The organism is Aeromonas sp. FDAARGOS 1404, assembly GCF_019047085.1.
Classification (GTDB): domain Bacteria; phylum Pseudomonadota; class Gammaproteobacteria; order Enterobacterales; family Aeromonadaceae; genus Aeromonas; species Aeromonas veronii.
Genome location: NZ_CP077237.1, coordinates 2,404,052 through 2,420,000, shown reverse-complemented (window position 1 = coordinate 2,420,000; position 15,949 = coordinate 2,404,052). Strand labels below are relative to the sequence as shown.

Genomic DNA, 15,949 nt, shown 5'->3' with positions numbered 1-15,949 from the left:
ACGCCTCTTGCCAGGTGGCGTAGTGTCCGTGGGTCAGCAAGGCGACAAAGCAGATCATCACCAGGGTCGCCTGAATGGCCAGGAACACCTTGAGTTCAGAATCGTAAAGGTAGCGACCGAGCCGCACCGGGCGGTGAGAGAAGACGGTAAAGTGGAGCGCAAAGTTCACGCTGGCCAGCAGCAGGAACACCACGGTAATCAGGTTGATGACCGGACTGTTGAAGAAACCGATGCTGGCATCGTGAGTGGAGAAGCCACCGACCGACAGCGTCGAGAACGAATGGCACACTGCATCGAACAGCGTCATTCCGGCGAGCCAGTAGGCCAGCGCACAGAGTGCGGTGAGCAGCAGATAGATGAACCAGAGCGCCTTGGCCGTTTCGGCGATGCGCGGCGTCACCTTGGTATCCTTCACTGGCCCCGGGATCTCGGCGCGATAGAGCTGCATGCCCCCGATACCCAGCAGTGGCAGAATGGCCACCGCCAGTACGATGATCCCCATCCCCCCCAGCCACTGCAGCAACTGGCGATAGAACAGAAACGCCTTGGGCAGATTATCGAGCCCGGTCAGTACCGTTGCGCCTGTGGTGGTCAGGCCGGAAAAAGATTCGAAGAAGGCCTCCGAGACCGACATGTCCGGCACATCGCTCATGATGAAGGGCACAGCCCCCACACTGCCCAGCACGGTCCAGAACAGCACCACAATCAGAAAGCCCTCTTTCGAGCGCATCTCCTTCTTGTGGTAACGATTGGGAAACCAGAGCACCACGCCGAGCAGCAGGGCGATCAGAAAAGAGCTGACGAACTCGGCACCACCACCATCCCGATAGCCAAAGGCCACCAGTGCAGGCAACAGCATGGTCGAGCTGAACAGCGCAACCAGCAGGCCAACAATGCGAATAATGCTCAGAATGTGCATTACAGCTCCCTTTCCCCAATTAAAGAGCGATGGATTCTAGCCATCTAAGGGACTGAGGGATACCCGCCCATGAGTCCGGTCGGTCAATTCACGGTCCACCTGAGCCCAAACCGAGGACTCCCACGCCACCTGCAAGGTGACCTGCTGACCGTAATCCGCCGCCAGCAATTCGCCATTATGGCTGCTGATCAGCGACTCGACCGTCCCCATGTCACCGTAATCGCAGTGAATGAGAGAGGGAGTGCGCGGCACCTTGAGCAGGGTGGGCAACTGCTTGAGGGCGGCACCGACACCGCCTCCATAAGCTTTGACCAGCCCACCGGTACCAAGCTGGATGCCGCCGTAGTAACGCACTACCACGGCGCAGATTTCACCGATCCCCGACCCCATCAGTTGGGCCAGGATCGGCTTGCCCGCCGTACCGGACGGTTCGCCATCATCGCTGAAGCCATAGACTTGGCTATCTTGCGGCGCACCCGCCACAAACGCCCAGCAGTGGTGGCGAGCGGTCGGATGTTGGCGCTTGATCTCGTTGACCCACCCCTTGGCCGCCTCGACGGTCGGGGTGTGGGCGATCAGGGTAATGAAGCGGCTCTTCTTTATCTCTTCGGTCAACTCCAGCGGGGCAGCTGGAATGGAGTACGCTGCCGCCATCAGAGTCCTGCTTGTCTGGTCATGTTCTCCACCCCGTTGGCGTGCAGCACCACGTTGTCTTCGATGCGGATGCCGCCGAACGGCCGCAGCGCCTCCACCTTGTTCCAGTTGACCCGTTTGCCCTGTTCGCCCTGACGCAGCGGCTCCAGCAAACTGTCGATGAAGTAGAGCCCCGGCTCGATGGTGAACACCTGACCCGCCTCCATCACCCGGGTGCAGCGCAGATAGGGAAACAGCTCGGGCGCCGCCAAGTGGGTTCCGCGCTCATCCTGCATGAAACCACCCGCATCGTGTACCTGTAAACCGAGGAAATGGCCGAGGCCGTGAGGGAAGAAGACGTTGGTCACTCCGGTGTTGATCATCTCGTCCACCGACATATCCACCAACTCGGTCGCTTGCAGCAGGCGCGCCAGCTTGTGGTGCATCTGCAGGTGCAGCTCGCTGTAGCGGCGACCCGGCTTGATCTCCTTGATGATCTCATGCTGCTGCTCGTCGAGGGCAGCAATCAGATCGGCAAACTCGCCACGCCGCCACGCCCAGGTGCGGGTGATGTCGGAGGCATAACCATGAAAATCGACGCCGGCATCGATCAGGAAGGAGTGGCGCTCCGCATCCGGCACCCGCAAGGCGGACAAATGGGTGTAGTGAAGGATGGCCGCATTGCGGTTGATGGCGACGATATTGCCGTAGGGCGCCTCATTGGCTCCCTGCCCGACCGCCTTCATGTAGGCCAGATTAATCTCGAACTCGCTCGCCCCCGCCATAAAGGAGTCCTTGGCGGCGATATGGCCGCGCACCCCAATCCGGTTCGCCTCGCGCAGACACTCCAGCTCGTAGGGGGTCTTGTAGGCGCGGTGATAGTGCAGGTAGTTGAGCACCGCCTCCGGATTGGGCTGGGTCAGCCCCAGCAGCTCGGCCACTTCCAGATGGCTCCCCAGATAGGCCCACTCCTGCTTGTTGGCAGGTAGATGGTCGGCCACCTGTTCCGGCCGGGTCAGGAAACGAATATCGAAGAACTCGACCCAGAAGGCATTGGGCAGATCCGCCACCTTGTGCCAGAAATCCACCGGGCGGTAGAACAGCAGGATTGGTTTGTTCACCCCGTCCACCAGCAACCAGCAGTGGGAATTGTCCAGCACCGGCAACCAGGCTTTGAAGTGTGGGTTTACCTTGAACGGGTAATCCTGATCATCGAGGAAGATGCGGTGAGTCTGGCCGGAGTGGATGGCCAGTCCGCTGAGCCCCTGTTGTTGCAGAATGTCGCGGGTGCGCTGCTGCAAGGTATCGAGGTGCTGGGCAAAAAGTTGGCTGTAGCTGCTCATGGCGTCCTGCTCCGAGGTGAATGTGATTGCAGCATAACATCAAGCGCTTGGCGGCTCGACCCGTCAAGCTGCCGCTTCGCGAGGTAACGCATACGTTACAAACGTGTTTGTTATCAACATAAAACCAATCATTAACAAATCAAAAACAATTCAATACACTGCCGGTAGATACATGAAGTCAGGGATTACTCATGGACAACCTCTGCCTGTGGCAACCGGATCCGCTCGGGATGCAGCAATCCAACCTCTACCGTTTTATGGCGGAGGTGAACCGTTTCCACGGCTTGCAGTTGCAGAACTACCCGCAGCTTTATCAATGGTCGGTGGAGAAGACCACCCGTTTCTGGCCGCTGGTATGGCAGCACTGCGGCGTCAAGGGCGAGCTCGGCAACATAGTGGCGGAGAACCGTCAGGATATGCAGCGCACCCGCTGGTTCCCCGATAGCTGCCTCAACTTCGCCGAAAACCTGCTGCGCCGTCAGGACGAGAGCCCGGCTATCATCTCCCGCATCGAAGGTAGCCCAAGCCGCACCCTGAGCTGGGGTGAACTGAGTGATCAGGTTGCCCGGCTGGCTCAGTGGCTGCGTCATCAGGGGATTGGTCGTGGCGATGTGGTCGCCGCCTACCTGCCCAATATTCCGGAAACCGTGGTTGCCATGCTGGCAACCACCAGCATCGGGGCGATCTGGACCTCCACCAGCCCCGACTTTGGCGAGGCCAGCGTGGTAGAGCGCTTCGGCCAGACCCGGCCGCGAGTGCTGTTTGCGGTGGATGGCTATCGCTACAACGGCAAAGCTATCGACATTCAACAGAAGGTCGCCAGCGTGGTGAGCCAGATCGGCAGCATAGAGCAGACGGTGATGATCCCCCTGCTCGGCAACCCGCTGCAGCTTGGTCATGACTGGCAGCAAGTGCTGGCGAGCCAGTCGGACGCCAGCCTCCAGTTCGAGCCCATGGCTTTCAACGACCCGCTCTACATCCTCTACTCCTCCGGCACCACCGGCAAACCCAAGTGCATCGTGCACGGCATCGGCGGCACCCTGCTGCAACACCTGAAAGAACACCAGCTGCACTGCGACATCAAACCGGGGGAGCGGATCTTCTACTTCACCACCTGCGGCTGGATGATGTGGAACTGGCTGGTGAGCGCCCTCGCCTCCGGCGCAACTCTGGTGCTCTACGATGGCTCGCCATTTTACCCGGACGGCAACGTGCTGTGGGATCTCGCCCGCGATGAGCAGGTCAGCTTGTTCGGCACTTCGGCCAAGTATCTCGATGCGTTGCACAAACAAGGCTATGCCCCTATCAAGACCCACGATTTGCCGCACTTGCGGCTGATCTGCAGCACCGGCTCTGTGCTGTCGCCGGAAGGATTCGACTACGTCTACCAGCAGATAAAGCAGGATGTGCAGCTCAGCTCCATCTCAGGCGGCACCGACATCTGCTCCTGCTTCGTCATTGGCAACCCGCTCAGCCCCGTCTATCGCGGCGAGAGCCAGGGGCGTGGCCTCGGTCTCGCGGTGCAGGTGTTCAACGAAGCGGGCCAGCCGGTGCAGGGGGAGAAGGGCGAACTGGTCTGTACCAAGCCGTTCCCGGCCCAGCCCATCTACTTCTGGGGTGACGAGAATGGCGACAAGTACCATGCCGCCTACTTCGAACGGTTCGACAACATCTGGTGCCACGGCGACTGGATCGAGCTGACCCCGACTGGCGGCATTCTGTTCTACGGCCGCTCCGACGCCACCCTCAACCCGGGCGGCGTGCGCATCGGCACCAGCGAGATCTACCGCTACGTCGAACAGCTCGACGAGGTGGAGGAGAGCATCGTCATCGGCCAGCAGTGGCAGCAGGACGAGCGGGTGGTGCTGTTCGTCAAGCTCAAGGCGGGCTGCAAGCTGGATGAGCCGCTGCGCGAGCGGATCCGCCAGCAAATAAAGCAACACTGCACCGCCCGCCACGTGCCCGCCCGCATCCTGCAGGTGGATGCCATCCCCCGCACCAAGTCCGGCAAGATCGTCGAACTGGCGGTGCGGGAGGTGGTGCACAACAGGCCGGTCAACAATACACATGCCCTCGCCGATCCCGAGGTACTGAACCAGTATCGCAACCGGCCGGAACTGGCCAGTTGATAACAAACTCATATTCATCCGAGGCGCCGCAAGGCGCCTCTCTTTTGCCCGTTTTGTGATGAGGAGCTTTTACTCGAGAACTGTTAAACAAATGTTTTAAATAGGTGTTGAAAATGTCTCCTTTTGGATCAATAGTGAGCCTCGCCCCCTGCTGGGGATAAAGGAGCACCACTCCCCACTGAGTGGGAACAAGGAGACACTCTCATGATCTACCAAGGCGAAACCCTGTCGGTCAGCTACCTCGAAAACGGCATCGCCGAGCTGAGGTTTGATGCCCCGGGTTCAGTCAACAAGCTGGATCGCGCTACCCTGCTCTCCCTGAGCGAAGCGATCGCCGCATTACAACAAGAACGTGAACTAAAAGGTCTGATCCTCACCTCCGGCAAAGACGCCTTTATCGTCGGTGCCGACATTACCGAATTCCTGGAACTGTTCGATCTGCCGCAAGAAGATCTGCTCGGCTGGCTGAAAAAGGCCAACGACATCTTCAATGCCATCGAAGATCTGCCGGTTCCGACCCTCTCTGCCATCAAGGGTCACGCTCTGGGCGGCGGCTGCGAGACCATCCTCTCCACTGACTTCCGTCTGGCCGACACCAGCGCCAAGATTGGCCTGCCCGAGACCAAACTCGGCATCATGCCGGGCTTTGGCGGCACCGTCCGTCTGCCGCGAGTGATCGGCGCCGACAACGCGCTCGAGTGGATCACCACCGGCAAGGATTACCGTGCCGATGACGCCCTCAAGCTGGGAGCCATCGACGCCGTGGTTGCGCCAGAGGCACTGCAGAGCGCTGCACTGCAGATGATCAAGGACGCCATCGCGGGCAAACTGGACTGGCAGAGCCGTCGCACCGCCAAAAAAGCGCCGCTGCGCCTCTCCAAACTGGAAGCCATGATGAGCTTCACCACCGCCGCCGGCATGGTTGCCGCCGTGGCGGGCAAACACTATCCGGCACCGATGACGGCGGTGAAAACCGTCGAGGCCGCCGCAGGTATGGGCCGTGACGAAGCGCTGGTTGTTGAAGCACAGGGCTTCATCAAGCTGGCCAAAACCGACGTGGCCAAGGCGCTGGTCGGTATCTTCCTGAATGATCAGCACATCAAGGCGCTGGCCAAGAAGGCGGCCAAGCAGGCAAGCAAGGCCACTGGCCACGCCGCCGTACTGGGTGCCGGCATCATGGGGGGCGGCATCGCCTACCAGTCTGCCAGCAAGGGCATTCCGGCGGTGATGAAGGATATCAACGAGAAGGCGCTGGCACTTGGCATGGGCGAAGCCACCAAGCTGCTCAACGGCCAGCTCGAAAAGGGCCGCATCGATGGCATCAAGATGGGCCAGGTGCTCTCAGCCATCACTCCGACCCTCAGCTATGACAACGTCAAGCATGTGGACGTCGTGGTCGAAGCCGTGGTCGAGAATCCCAAGGTGAAAGCCGCCGTACTGGGCGAAGTGGAAGGGATCATTGGCGAAGACGCCGTGCTCGCCAGCAACACCTCCACCATCCCCATCTCCCTGCTGGCCAAGGGGCTGAAGCGCCCGCAGAACTTCTGCGGCATGCACTTCTTCAACCCGGTGCACCGCATGCCACTGGTGGAGATCATCCGCGGCGAGCAAACCTCCGATGAAACCATCAACCGCGTGGTGGCCTATGCCGCCGCCATGGGCAAGTCCCCTGTGGTGGTCAACGATTGCCCGGGCTTCTTCGTCAACCGGGTGTTGTTCCCCTACTTCTTCGGCTTCAACAAGCTGGTCGCCGATGGTGCTGACTTCGCGGCCGTCGACAAGGTGATGGAGAAGGAGTTCGGCTGGCCCATGGGCCCCGCCTACCTGCTGGACGTGGTTGGCATCGACACCGGTCACCATGCCGGTGACGTGATGGCGCAGGGCTTCCCGGCACGCATGAGCAAGGAAGGCCGTACCGCCATCGACGTTATGTACGAAGTGAACCGCTTCGGTCAGAAGAACGGCAAGGGCTTCTACGCCTACGAGCAGGACAAGAAGGGCAAGCCGAAGAAGGTGGCCGACGCCGCCAGCTACGAGCTGCTGGCCCCCATTGCCAAGCCGAAACAGGATTTCGACAAGGACGCCATCATCGCTCGCATGATGATCCCGATGATCAACGAGGTGGTGCTCTGTCTGGAAGAGGGCATAGTCGCCACGCCAGCCGAAGCCGACATCGCACTGGTCTACGGTCTGGGCTTCCCTCCCTTCCGCGGCGGCGTGTTCCGCTATCTGGACACTATCGGTCTGGATCGCTACGTGGCCATGGCCGACCAGTATGCCGACTTGGGCCCGCTCTACCGCGTCAGCGACCGCTTACGCGAGATTGCCGCCCAGGGCAAAACCTTCTACTGATTGCGGAAAGGAGATCCATTCATGAAAGACGTAGTCATTGTCGACTGTATCCGGACCCCGATGGGCCGGTCCAAGGGCGGCGCCTTCCGCAACGTGCGTGCAGAAGATCTGTCCGCGCACCTGATGAAATCCATCCTGCTGCGCAACCCCAACCTCGACCCGAACGAGATCGAGGATATCTACTGGGGCTGCGTACAGCAGACCCTGGAGCAGGGCTTCAACATCGCCCGCAACGCCGCGCTGCTGGCCGGCATTCCGAAGCAGGTAGGGGCGGTTACCGTCAACCGCCTGTGTGGCTCCTCCATGCAGGCGCTGCACGACGCCTCCCGCGCCATTCAGGTAGGTGATGGGGATATCTTCATCATCGGCGGCGTCGAGCATATGGGTCACGTGCCGATGAGCCACGGCGTTGACTTCCATCCCGGCATGGCCAAGTCGGTGGCGAAAGCCTCCGGCATGATGGGGCTGACCGCCGAGATGCTCGGCAAGCTGCACGGCATCAGCCGCCAGCAGCAGGACGAGTTTGCCGCCCGCTCCCATCGCCGCGCTCACGCAGCAACCGTGGAAGGGCGTTTTGCCAAGGAGATCGTCGGGCTGGAAGGCCACGACGCCAGCGGCGCCCGCTTCTTCTACGACTATGACGAGGTGATTCGCCCGGAGACCACGGTCGAAACCCTGAGCCAGCTGCGCCCGGTGTTTGACCCGGTCAACGGCACCGTCACCGCCGGCAGCTCCTCGGCGCTGTCCGATGGCGCCGCCGCCATGCTGGTGATGAGCGCGGATCGCGCCAAGGCACTCGGCCTCACGCCGCGCGCCAAGGTACGTGCCATGGCCATCGCCGGCTGTGACGCCGCCATCATGGGTTACGGCCCGGTGCCGGCCACCCAGAAGGCGCTCAAGCGTGCCGGTCTGACTGTCGGTGATATCGACCTGTTCGAGCTGAACGAGGCATTTGCCGCCCAGTCCCTGCCCTGCGTGAAGGATCTGGGTCTGCAGGATCAGGTGGACGAGAAGGTGAACCTGAACGGCGGCGCCATTGCGCTGGGTCACCCGCTTGGCTGCTCCGGCGCCCGCATCTCCACCACCCTCATCAATCTGATGGAGGAGAAGGATGCCACCCTGGGGGTTGCCACCATGTGTATCGGTCTGGGCCAGGGCATCGCCACCGTGTTTGAACGGGTGTGATAACCAGCCGGATCGACGGGATGCACTACTGAGAGTTGTCCCTTTTCGGGGCCAGTCTGACTGGCCCCTTTTCAAGTCTGTGACGATCGCCACACGGGGTGCTCGTCAGTGGTCAGAAGCTGTCTGTTGGCCGTCCCGTTTGGGTCGGCCTTTTTTCGTTTTAATCTTATCAATAGGCTGTTATTGCCTTAAACCTCACATTAGATAGGGGGCTTGCTTGCTTTTTACTCCCCCGACAGGTTCAATCTGCACAAAAAAATGGGTGGATGCACATACATATGTCAATGAGCAAACAACTGCTGATCGTCGATGACGACCAAGAGATCCGCGAGCTGCTCAATGAGTACCTGACCCGGGCGGGCTTTCAGGTATTGACGGCGGCGGAGGGCAACGAGATGCGTCAGCAACTCGCCCAGCACAGCCCGGACCTGATTATTCTGGACATCATGATGCCCGGCGAGGACGGTTTTACCCTCTGCCAGCAGATCCGTCGTGACTCCCAGGTGCCCATCATCATGCTGACCGCCGCCTCCGACGAAGCGGATCGGGTGATCGGCCTGGAACTCGGCGCCGATGACTATATCGCCAAGCCGTTCAGCCCCCGTGAACTGCAGGCCCGCATCAAGGCACTGCTGCGCCGCGCCGAATTCCGCCAGCCGGAAAAAGAGAAAGAGCCGAGCCGCCGCCTGCGTTTTGCCGAGTGGACCCTCGACACCCTGAGCCACCAGCTGACCCATGACGATGGCAGCCTGCTGGATCTCTCCGGCAGCGATGCCATGCTGCTCGGCATGTTCCTGCAACAGCCCGGCGTGGTGCTGGATCGGGACACCATCTCGGATGCCACCCGCGGCCGCGAAAGTCTGCCGATGGAGCGCGGCATCGACGTACAGATCAGCCGTCTGCGCCAGAAGCTGGGCGACAACGGCAAGAGCCCGCGCATCATCAAGACCATTCGCGGCAGTGGCTACATGCTGATTGCCGAGGTGCACGAGCTGCCATGAGCAACAAGTGGTCCTGGGGGGCGCTGGTGCCCCGCTCCCTGTTGTCACGGATGATCCTGCTGCTGTTGCTGGCCATCCTGCTCTCCCAGACCATTCTGACCGGCATCTGGATGCAGCAGATCCAGAAGCGGGAACTGGAGGGGATGCTCAGCACCACCCGCAACCTCGCCATGTCTGCCGCCTCCACCGTCAACTTCTTCAAATCCCTGCCGCTGCAGTACCGCCATATCGCGCTGGACCAGCTGCGCAACATGGGGGGCAGCCGCTTCTTCGTCTCGCTCAACGAGGAAGAGATCCACATCAACGCCATCCCCGACAGCGAACGCAAGACGCAGGTGCTGGAGGAAGTTCAGGGAGTGCTGACCCGCAAGCTCTCCGACGCCATGGCGATCAAGGTGGACTTCTCCCGACCCGATGACCTCCACGTCTTCAACAACGACACCTTGCTGGCGGATCTCCCCTCCTCCTGGGCCCGCTACACCCTGTCGCTGGAACCGCTCAATCCACCGGTACTGGTGACCCAGATCGAGATTGAAAAGGGGGAGTGGCTCTATCTGGCGGCCCTGCTGCCCGCTCCCTACATGACGCTGGATGACACCGTCATGCCAAGCAACCAGGTGCGCTTCATCGCCCTGATGACGGTGTTCCTCTGCTTCTTCACCTTTATGCTGGTGCGCTGGCAGACCCGGCCGCTGCGCCGTCTCGCCAAGGCGGCGGTGAATCTCGGCAAGGATATTGATCAGCCTTCGCTCAAGGAGGAAGGAGCGTCGGAAATCGTGGCGGCGACCCGCGCCTTCAATATCATGCAGCACCGGATCCGCCGCTATATCGACGATAGAGAGCGGCTGTTCAGCTCGATTTCCCACGACCTCAAGACCCCCATCACCCGGCTGCGGCTACGGGTCGAACTGCTCGATGACGAGGTACAGATCGCCAAGTTCAACAAGGATCTCGACGAGCTGGAGCTGATGGTGAAAGGGGCGCTGCAGACGGTCAAAGAGACCGACATTCACGAGAATATCGAGGAGATCGACATCAACGCCCTGCTGGAGCAGATGGCGGAGTCGATGAACCTGCACGACGAGCGGCTGACCATCGAAGGCCACTGCAAGTGGCCCTATCGCGGCAAGCTACTGGCGCTCAAGCGCTGCATCGGCAATCTGGTAGACAACGGCATCAAGTACGGTCAGAAGGTGCGCATCATCATCATGGATGACGAGGAGATGCTGATCCTCTTCATCATGGATGAGGGCCCCGGTCTGCCGGACGATCAGTTCGAGCGCATCTTCGAACCCTATTACCGGCTCAGCACCGATCAGGCCGGCACCGGCCTCGGTCTTGGCATCGCCCGCAACATTGCCCACGCCCACGGCGGCGATCTGGTGCTGGAAAACCGTCCGCAAGGTGGCCTGCAGGCCACGCTCTCCCTACCAAGGCAGTAACCTTATGAAGTGGTTGTCTTTTTCTGTCATCGCCCTGCTCTCTGCTCCCGTTGCCGCCTCCCAGGTGGAGGTACTGCACTGGTGGACGTCCGGCGGCGAAGCGAAAGCGGTCGAAGTGCTCAAATCCGAGTGGACCAAACAGGGCAACCAGTGGAACGACTTCGCGGTACAGGGCGGCGGCGGCAAGAGTGCCATGACGGTATTGAAGAGCCGGGCACTGGCGGCCAACCCGCCCGAAGCAGCTCACCTCAAGGGCTATGAACTCAAGGAGTGGGCCGGGCTCGGCTTCCTGCGCGATCTCACCCCCATGGCCGAACACCTCGGCTGGTACAGCCAGATGCCGCCCATGGTACGGGCCACCCTCAGCCAGAATGGCGCCCTGATGGCGGTGCCCACCGGCATCCACCGGGTCAACTGGCTGTGGCTAAACCGCAAGATCTTCGAGCGCAACAAGCTGACTCCACCCACCGACTGGGCCCAGTTTGTCACCGTCGCCGACCAGCTTAAAAAACGGGGCATCACCCCGCTCGCCATCGGCAACGAGCCCTGGCAGCTGGCGGTACTGTTTGAAACGGTGGCGCTCGGTGAGGGGGGTAAAGAATTCTATCGCAAGGCGTTCCTCGAGCAGGACAGCGCCACCCTGACCGGCCCCGACATGGTGCGGGTGTTGACCCGTTTCCAGCAGCTGCGTGCCTATGTGCCGCAAAAATACGCCGGTCTGAAGTGGCATCAGGCCACCAATCTGCTGGAGAGCGGTGGCGCCGCCATGCAGGTGATGGGCGACTGGGTGAAAGGGGAGCTGAGCGCGGGCAACTACCGGCCGGGTGAGGATATCGCCTGCCTGCCGAGCCCGGGCAGCGCCGGACTGTTCAGCTACAACCTCGACTCCATCGCCATGTTCAAACAGCGGGATCCGGCCCAGCTTCAGGCGCAGGGCGATCTGGCCCAACTGCTGATGACGCCGCAATTTCAGGAGGAGTTCAATCGGGTGAAGGGGTCGATCCCGGCGCTGACCAATCCCGACATGAGCAAGTTCGACCGCTGCGCCGTACGCTCCTATCAGGATTTCCTGCTGGCGGAAAAGCAGGACAACCTGCTGCCCAGCATGGCGGAAGGGATGGCGACGCCGACCAATATGCGGCAGGCGATCCTCGATGTGCTGAGCAACTTCTTCAACGACCCCAAGGCCAACCCGGAGCAGACGGCGCTGCATCTGGAGCGGGCGATGCGCTCGACCCGCTGATCCGGGCACATTGCCAAACGGCAGAAATGACAAAGGCGGAATTGCTCCGCCTTTGTTGTTGAATCGTCATCCGATTCAGGATTGATCGTTCTCGTCCTCATCCTCGTCATAGTAATCGCTGAGCTCGATCCAGAGCCCCAACCCGACCATCACCATAGAGCCGAACCAGGTACCGGTATTCCCGATCGGGCTGCCCATCACTATCATGGCGAAGGACAAGAACCCCATGCCTGCATAGGCCTGTAATCTGCCGTAGGAGACCTGCATATTCACCTCCTTGTTGAATATGGTTCAATTTTTATATTACTCGTCCGGCGCAAGCTGGATAGGGCCGAATAACATTTCGGTTACATATGCTGGTTGATGGGGCGTTTGTTTGATTATTTTTTAGCCCTGAGTATCATTGGCAGCCGAATAGGTTGAAGGTTGATAATAGATGAGTGATTTATTCTGCGATGCGACCCACGAGTTGGACGCAATCGGGCTTCGTTGCCCGGAACCCGTTATGATGGTTCGCAAGAAAGTGCGGCTGATGGCGGATGGCGAGACCCTGCTGGTCAGCGCCGACGATCCTTCAACCACCCGCGACATCCCCAGTTTCTGCCGCTTTATGGATCACACCCTGGTCGCCAGCGAGACAGAGCAGGCCCCCTACCGCTATCTGATCCGCAAGGGTCAATAAGCCCCCGTACCGGAGCACTCCATGACAACCATTACCCGAATCGGCACCACCCAGCGTTGGTCAGACGTGGTCATCCACAATGGCACCCTCTACGTGGTGGAAGTGCCCGTCAGCGAAGAGGCCGACATCCACCAGCAGACCCGCGAAGTGCTGGCAAGCCTGCAGCGCCTGCTGGAAGCCAACGGCTCCGGCGTAGACAAAATTCTGATGGCCAACATCTATCTCAAAGACATTCAGGACATCGCCGCCTTCAACGAGCAGTGGGATGCCTGGATCCCGGCAGGCACCGCACCGGTCCGCGCCTGCGTACAGGCCCGCCTCGCCCACGAAGGCTATAAGGTCGAAGTGCAGCTGACAGCGGCTGTCTAAGAGGCGCTTATCCCCCTCATCCCCGCCCCTTCTCCCACGAGGGGAGAAGGGAGCAAACAACAAGGCGTCATTGCTCGCCACGGCGCCAATAGAAAGGCCCCGCCATTACTGGCGGGGCCTTTTCGTTACCGAGACCTGAACGACTTAGGCGGTCGGGGTCAGGGTAATGGTCACGCGGCGGTTCTGGGCTTTGCCAGCGGCGGTGCTGTTGGTAGCAACCGGCTGATCCGGGCCCACGCCGGTGGTGGAGATGCGGCTACCTGCTACGCCCTGACCAATCAGCTGGGCGGCAACGGCATCGGCACGATCGCGGGAGAGCTTCATGTTCAGATCGCGGGAACCGGTACTGTCGGTGTGACCGACCACGTTCAGGCGGGTCTTGTCGAACTCGGCAACCACCATGGCCACGCCGGAGAGGGTGTTGGCACCGGCCGCTTTCAGCTGGGAGCTGGAGCTGTCAAAGGTGACGTTGTTCGGCATGTTGAGGATCAGCTCATTGCCATTGCGGGTCACGCTGACGCCGGTGCCCTGCAGCTTCTCGCGCAGCTTGGCTTCCTGCACGTCCATGTAGTAGCCGATACCGCCACCCAGCGCCGCGCCGGCAGCAACGCCGGTCAGGATGCCCTTCTTGCGGTCACCCTTGCTGGAGGAGAGCGCACCTACGGCCGCACCGGCAGCGGCGCCAGCCAGCGCGCCCCAGGCACCTTTGGAGGTCTGGGATTCACCTGTGTAGGGGTTGGTGGTACAGCCGCTCAGGGCAACGGTCAGTGCCAGAGCAGGCACCAGGATCTTGGCTCGCATGAAAAAACCTCTGTGAAAACAATCCGGCACCATGCCGGGGGCCGGATTGTAACGCGCTGGCACGCCATTGTCTGACGCAAGCCTGAACAGATGGCGAGAGTGGTGTTTTTTTGGGCAATCGGCGGGTTGTCAGCGCGGTAACTGACACTCGGCGTGGCAAGGACAGCTGACCAGATGATCGTTCACCATCCCCACCGCCTGCATAAAGGCGTAACAGATGGTGCTGCCGACGAAGTTGAAGCCGAGCTTCTTGAGCGCTTTCGACATGGCATCTGACTCCGGCGAGATCGCCGGAATATCGCCATTGCCCTGCCGCTGGTTGACGATGGGGGCGCCGCCCACAAAGCCCCACAGGTAGTCGGCGAAGTCGATCCCCTGCTCCTGCAACGCCAGATAAGCACGGGCATTTCTGATGATCGACTGCACCTTGAGTCGGTTGCGGATAATGCCGCTGTCCTGCATCAACCGCTCTACATCCTGCTCGTCGAACCGGGCAATCTGCACCGGATCAAAGTCCGCATAGGCGCGGTAATAGCTCTCGGTGCGCTTGAGGATGGTGATCCACGACAGCCCCGCCTGCTGACCGTCGAGGCAGAGCTTGGCAAACAGCTCGCGGGCGTCATAGACCGGCCTGCCCCACTGTTTGTCATGGTATTCAATGTATTCCGGGTCTTTGGTCACCCAGGCGCAGCGCAGTTCCATTTCCTCTCCCTCGTTATTTCAGCGGTGTACCCGACCCTACCCACTCTACAGGCGGCACTGCTCACATCATATACCGGACATCCCGCCCGACCAGCCACAGCGCAGCACCATCCCGTGAATCCGCTGCAATTTCGCCTATTATCCGACCATGCCAGACGGTATACTCCCTCGGTTCACATTCAGCAAATCTTGCTCTGATTTTCACTTCGCGCGAAAAAAATTATGCAAAAATTCGATGTCAAAACCTTTCAGGGCCTGATCCTGCAGCTGCAGGACTATTGGTCCCGCCAGGGCTGTACCATCATTCAGCCGCTGGATATGGAAGTGGGTGCCGGTACTTCCCACCCCATGACCTGTCTGCGTGCCCTGGGCCCGGAGCCCATCGCCTGCGCTTACGTGCAACCGTCCCGCCGTCCGACCGACGGCCGCTACGGTGAAAACCCGAACCGCCTGCAGCACTACTACCAGTTCCAGGTGATCATCAAGCCTTCCCCCGACAACATTCAGGAACTCTATCTGGGCTCCCTGAAAGAGCTGGGCATGGATCCTGAAATCCATGACATCCGCTTCGTGGAAGACAACTGGGAAAACCCGACTCTGGGTGCCTGGGGTCTGGGTTGGGAAGTGTGGCTGAACGGCATGGAAGTGACCCAGTTCACCTACTTCCAACAGGTTGGCGGCCTCGAGTGCAAGCCGGTCACCGGCGAGATCACCTACGGTCTCGAGCGTCTGGCCATGTACATTCAGGGCGTGGACAGCGTCTACGATCTGGTCTGGTCTGACGGCCCGCTGGGCAAGACCACATACGGCGACGTGTTCCACCAGAACGAAGTGGAGCAATCCACCTACAACTTCGAACACGCCGATGTGGAGTTCCTGTTCCACTGCTTCGAGCAGTACGAGAAGGAAGCCCAGAATCTGCTGGCACTGGAAAAACCGCTGCCGCTGCCTGCCTACGAGCGCATCCTGAAAGCCGCTCACTCCTTCAACCTGCTGGATGCCCGCAAGGCCATCTCGGTCACCGAGCGTCAGCGCTACATCCTGCGCATTCGCACCCTGACCAAGGCCGTGGCAGAGGCATACTACGCCTCCCGCGAAGCGCTGGGCTTCCCTATGTGTCAGCGCAGTGAGAACAAGCAAGGTTAAGG

Annotated in this window: 15 protein-coding genes (1 of these 15 only partly in view); 9 read left to right on the top strand and 6 right to left on the bottom strand. The window is 60.5% G+C overall.

The window, feature by feature from the left end; all coding sequences use genetic code 11:
* The 3 genes in view from I6L34_RS11230 to pepQ are tightly spaced (at most 36 nt apart) and all read right to left on the bottom strand, a layout consistent with a single transcriptional unit that may run on beyond the window.
* Positions 1-919: the 5' portion of a TrkH family potassium uptake protein gene (locus I6L34_RS11230; RefSeq protein WP_058059614.1), read on the bottom strand. Its footprint begins 539 nt before the window's first position; 919 of the gene's 1,458 nt are visible here — the first part of the coding sequence; the start codon lies at positions 917-919; its stop codon lies beyond the left edge, outside the window.
* A gap of 36 nt (positions 920-955) precedes the next feature.
* A complete protein-coding gene (locus tag I6L34_RS11225; protein WP_005355964.1) occupies positions 956-1,573 on the bottom strand; it encodes a YigZ family protein in 618 nt (205 codons plus the stop codon).
* Positions 1,573-2,895: a Xaa-Pro dipeptidase gene (gene pepQ, locus I6L34_RS11220; protein WP_216954718.1), complete on the bottom strand. Its 1,323-nt coding sequence runs from the start codon at positions 2,893-2,895 to the stop codon at positions 1,573-1,575. Before pepQ ends, I6L34_RS11225 begins: the two co-directional genes overlap by 1 nt.
* Before the next feature lie 191 nt (positions 2,896-3,086).
* Between pepQ and I6L34_RS11215 the strand changes: the two genes are divergently transcribed.
* The 6 genes from I6L34_RS11215 (at position 3,087) to I6L34_RS11190 (ending at position 12,247) form a co-directional block, all read left to right on the top strand.
* Positions 3,087-5,024: an acetoacetate--CoA ligase gene (locus I6L34_RS11215; protein ID WP_216954717.1), complete on the top strand. Its 1,938-nt coding sequence runs from the start codon at positions 3,087-3,089 to the stop codon at positions 5,022-5,024.
* Between the two features lie 204 nt (positions 5,025-5,228).
* Positions 5,229-7,376, top strand: a complete 2,148-nt coding sequence (gene fadB, locus I6L34_RS11210; protein ID WP_216954716.1) for a fatty acid oxidation complex subunit alpha FadB — start codon at positions 5,229-5,231, stop codon at positions 7,374-7,376.
* Positions 7,377-8,561: an acetyl-CoA C-acyltransferase FadA gene (gene fadA / locus I6L34_RS11205; RefSeq protein ID WP_201906638.1), complete on the top strand. Its 1,185-nt coding sequence runs from the start codon at positions 7,377-7,379 to the stop codon at positions 8,559-8,561.
* Between the two features lie 278 nt (positions 8,562-8,839).
* Positions 8,840-9,562, top strand: coding sequence for a response regulator (locus I6L34_RS11200; RefSeq protein WP_005339475.1), 723 nt, complete (start codon positions 8,840-8,842; stop codon positions 9,560-9,562).
* A complete protein-coding gene (locus tag I6L34_RS11195) occupies positions 9,559-11,004 on the top strand; it encodes an ATP-binding protein (protein WP_005357365.1) in 1,446 nt (481 codons plus the stop codon). The genes I6L34_RS11200 and I6L34_RS11195 overlap by 4 nt, the downstream gene beginning before the upstream one ends.
* A gap of 4 nt (positions 11,005-11,008) precedes the next feature.
* Positions 11,009-12,247, top strand: a complete 1,239-nt coding sequence (locus I6L34_RS11190) for an ABC transporter substrate-binding protein (RefSeq protein ID WP_047434812.1) — start codon at positions 11,009-11,011, stop codon at positions 12,245-12,247.
* Positions 12,248-12,322: 75 nt separating this feature from the next.
* On the opposite strand, the gene I6L34_RS11185 is transcribed toward I6L34_RS11190, so the two are convergent.
* Positions 12,323-12,514 (bottom strand): hypothetical protein, encoded by a 192-nt coding sequence (locus I6L34_RS11185; protein WP_005339471.1) that lies wholly within the window; start codon positions 12,512-12,514, stop codon positions 12,323-12,325.
* Between the two features lie 169 nt (positions 12,515-12,683).
* Between I6L34_RS11185 and tusA the strand changes: the two genes are divergently transcribed.
* Both tusA and I6L34_RS11175 read left to right on the top strand, forming a co-directional pair.
* Positions 12,684-12,929 (top strand): sulfurtransferase TusA, encoded by a 246-nt coding sequence (gene tusA, locus I6L34_RS11180; protein WP_005342448.1) that lies wholly within the window; start codon positions 12,684-12,686, stop codon positions 12,927-12,929.
* Between the two features lie 21 nt (positions 12,930-12,950).
* Entirely contained in the window at positions 12,951-13,298 is a 348-nt protein-coding gene (locus I6L34_RS11175; RefSeq protein WP_005355943.1) for a RidA family protein, read from the top strand.
* A gap of 144 nt (positions 13,299-13,442) precedes the next feature.
* On the opposite strand, the gene I6L34_RS11170 is transcribed toward I6L34_RS11175, so the two are convergent.
* Entirely contained in the window at positions 13,443-14,099 is a 657-nt protein-coding gene (locus I6L34_RS11170) for an OmpA family lipoprotein (protein ID WP_005339468.1), read from the bottom strand.
* Positions 14,100-14,228: 129 nt separating this feature from the next.
* A complete protein-coding gene (locus I6L34_RS11165; protein ID WP_058056794.1) occupies positions 14,229-14,801 on the bottom strand; it encodes a DNA-3-methyladenine glycosylase I in 573 nt (190 codons plus the stop codon).
* A 222-nt stretch (positions 14,802-15,023) separates the two neighbouring features.
* Here I6L34_RS11165 and glyQ point away from each other — a divergent pair, with 222 nt between their 5' ends.
* Entirely contained in the window at positions 15,024-15,947 is a 924-nt protein-coding gene (gene glyQ, locus I6L34_RS11160; RefSeq protein ID WP_005339464.1) for a glycine--tRNA ligase subunit alpha, read from the top strand.
* Positions 15,948-15,949 lie beyond the last annotated feature (2 nt).

What these genes read in the sequence shown, in the direction of transcription:
- I6L34_RS11195 (WP_005357365.1), top strand. Translation starts at nt 9,559, where the DNA reads ATGAGCAACAAGTGGTCCTGGGGGGCGCTGGTGCCCCGCTCCCTGTTG.
- I6L34_RS11170 (WP_005339468.1), bottom strand. Translation starts at nt 14,099, where the DNA reads ATGCGAGCCAAGATCCTGGTGCCTGCTCTGGCACTGACCGTTGCCCTG.
- fadB (WP_216954716.1), top strand. Translation starts at nt 5,229, where the DNA reads ATGATCTACCAAGGCGAAACCCTGTCGGTCAGCTACCTCGAAAACGGC.
- I6L34_RS11200 (WP_005339475.1), top strand. Translation starts at nt 8,840, where the DNA reads ATGTCAATGAGCAAACAACTGCTGATCGTCGATGACGACCAAGAGATC.
- tusA (WP_005342448.1), top strand. Translation starts at nt 12,684, where the DNA reads ATGAGTGATTTATTCTGCGATGCGACCCACGAGTTGGACGCAATCGGG.
- glyQ (WP_005339464.1), top strand. Translation starts at nt 15,024, where the DNA reads ATGCAAAAATTCGATGTCAAAACCTTTCAGGGCCTGATCCTGCAGCTG.
- I6L34_RS11225 (WP_005355964.1), bottom strand. Translation starts at nt 1,573, where the DNA reads ATGGCGGCAGCGTACTCCATTCCAGCTGCCCCGCTGGAGTTGACCGAA.
- I6L34_RS11165 (WP_058056794.1), bottom strand. Translation starts at nt 14,801, where the DNA reads ATGGAACTGCGCTGCGCCTGGGTGACCAAAGACCCGGAATACATTGAA.
- pepQ (WP_216954718.1), bottom strand. Translation starts at nt 2,895, where the DNA reads ATGAGCAGCTACAGCCAACTTTTTGCCCAGCACCTCGATACCTTGCAG.
- I6L34_RS11185 (WP_005339471.1), bottom strand. Translation starts at nt 12,514, where the DNA reads ATGCAGGTCTCCTACGGCAGATTACAGGCCTATGCAGGCATGGGGTTC.
- I6L34_RS11175 (WP_005355943.1), top strand. Translation starts at nt 12,951, where the DNA reads ATGACAACCATTACCCGAATCGGCACCACCCAGCGTTGGTCAGACGTG.
- I6L34_RS11190 (WP_047434812.1), top strand. Translation starts at nt 11,009, where the DNA reads ATGAAGTGGTTGTCTTTTTCTGTCATCGCCCTGCTCTCTGCTCCCGTT.
- I6L34_RS11215 (WP_216954717.1), top strand. Translation starts at nt 3,087, where the DNA reads ATGGACAACCTCTGCCTGTGGCAACCGGATCCGCTCGGGATGCAGCAA.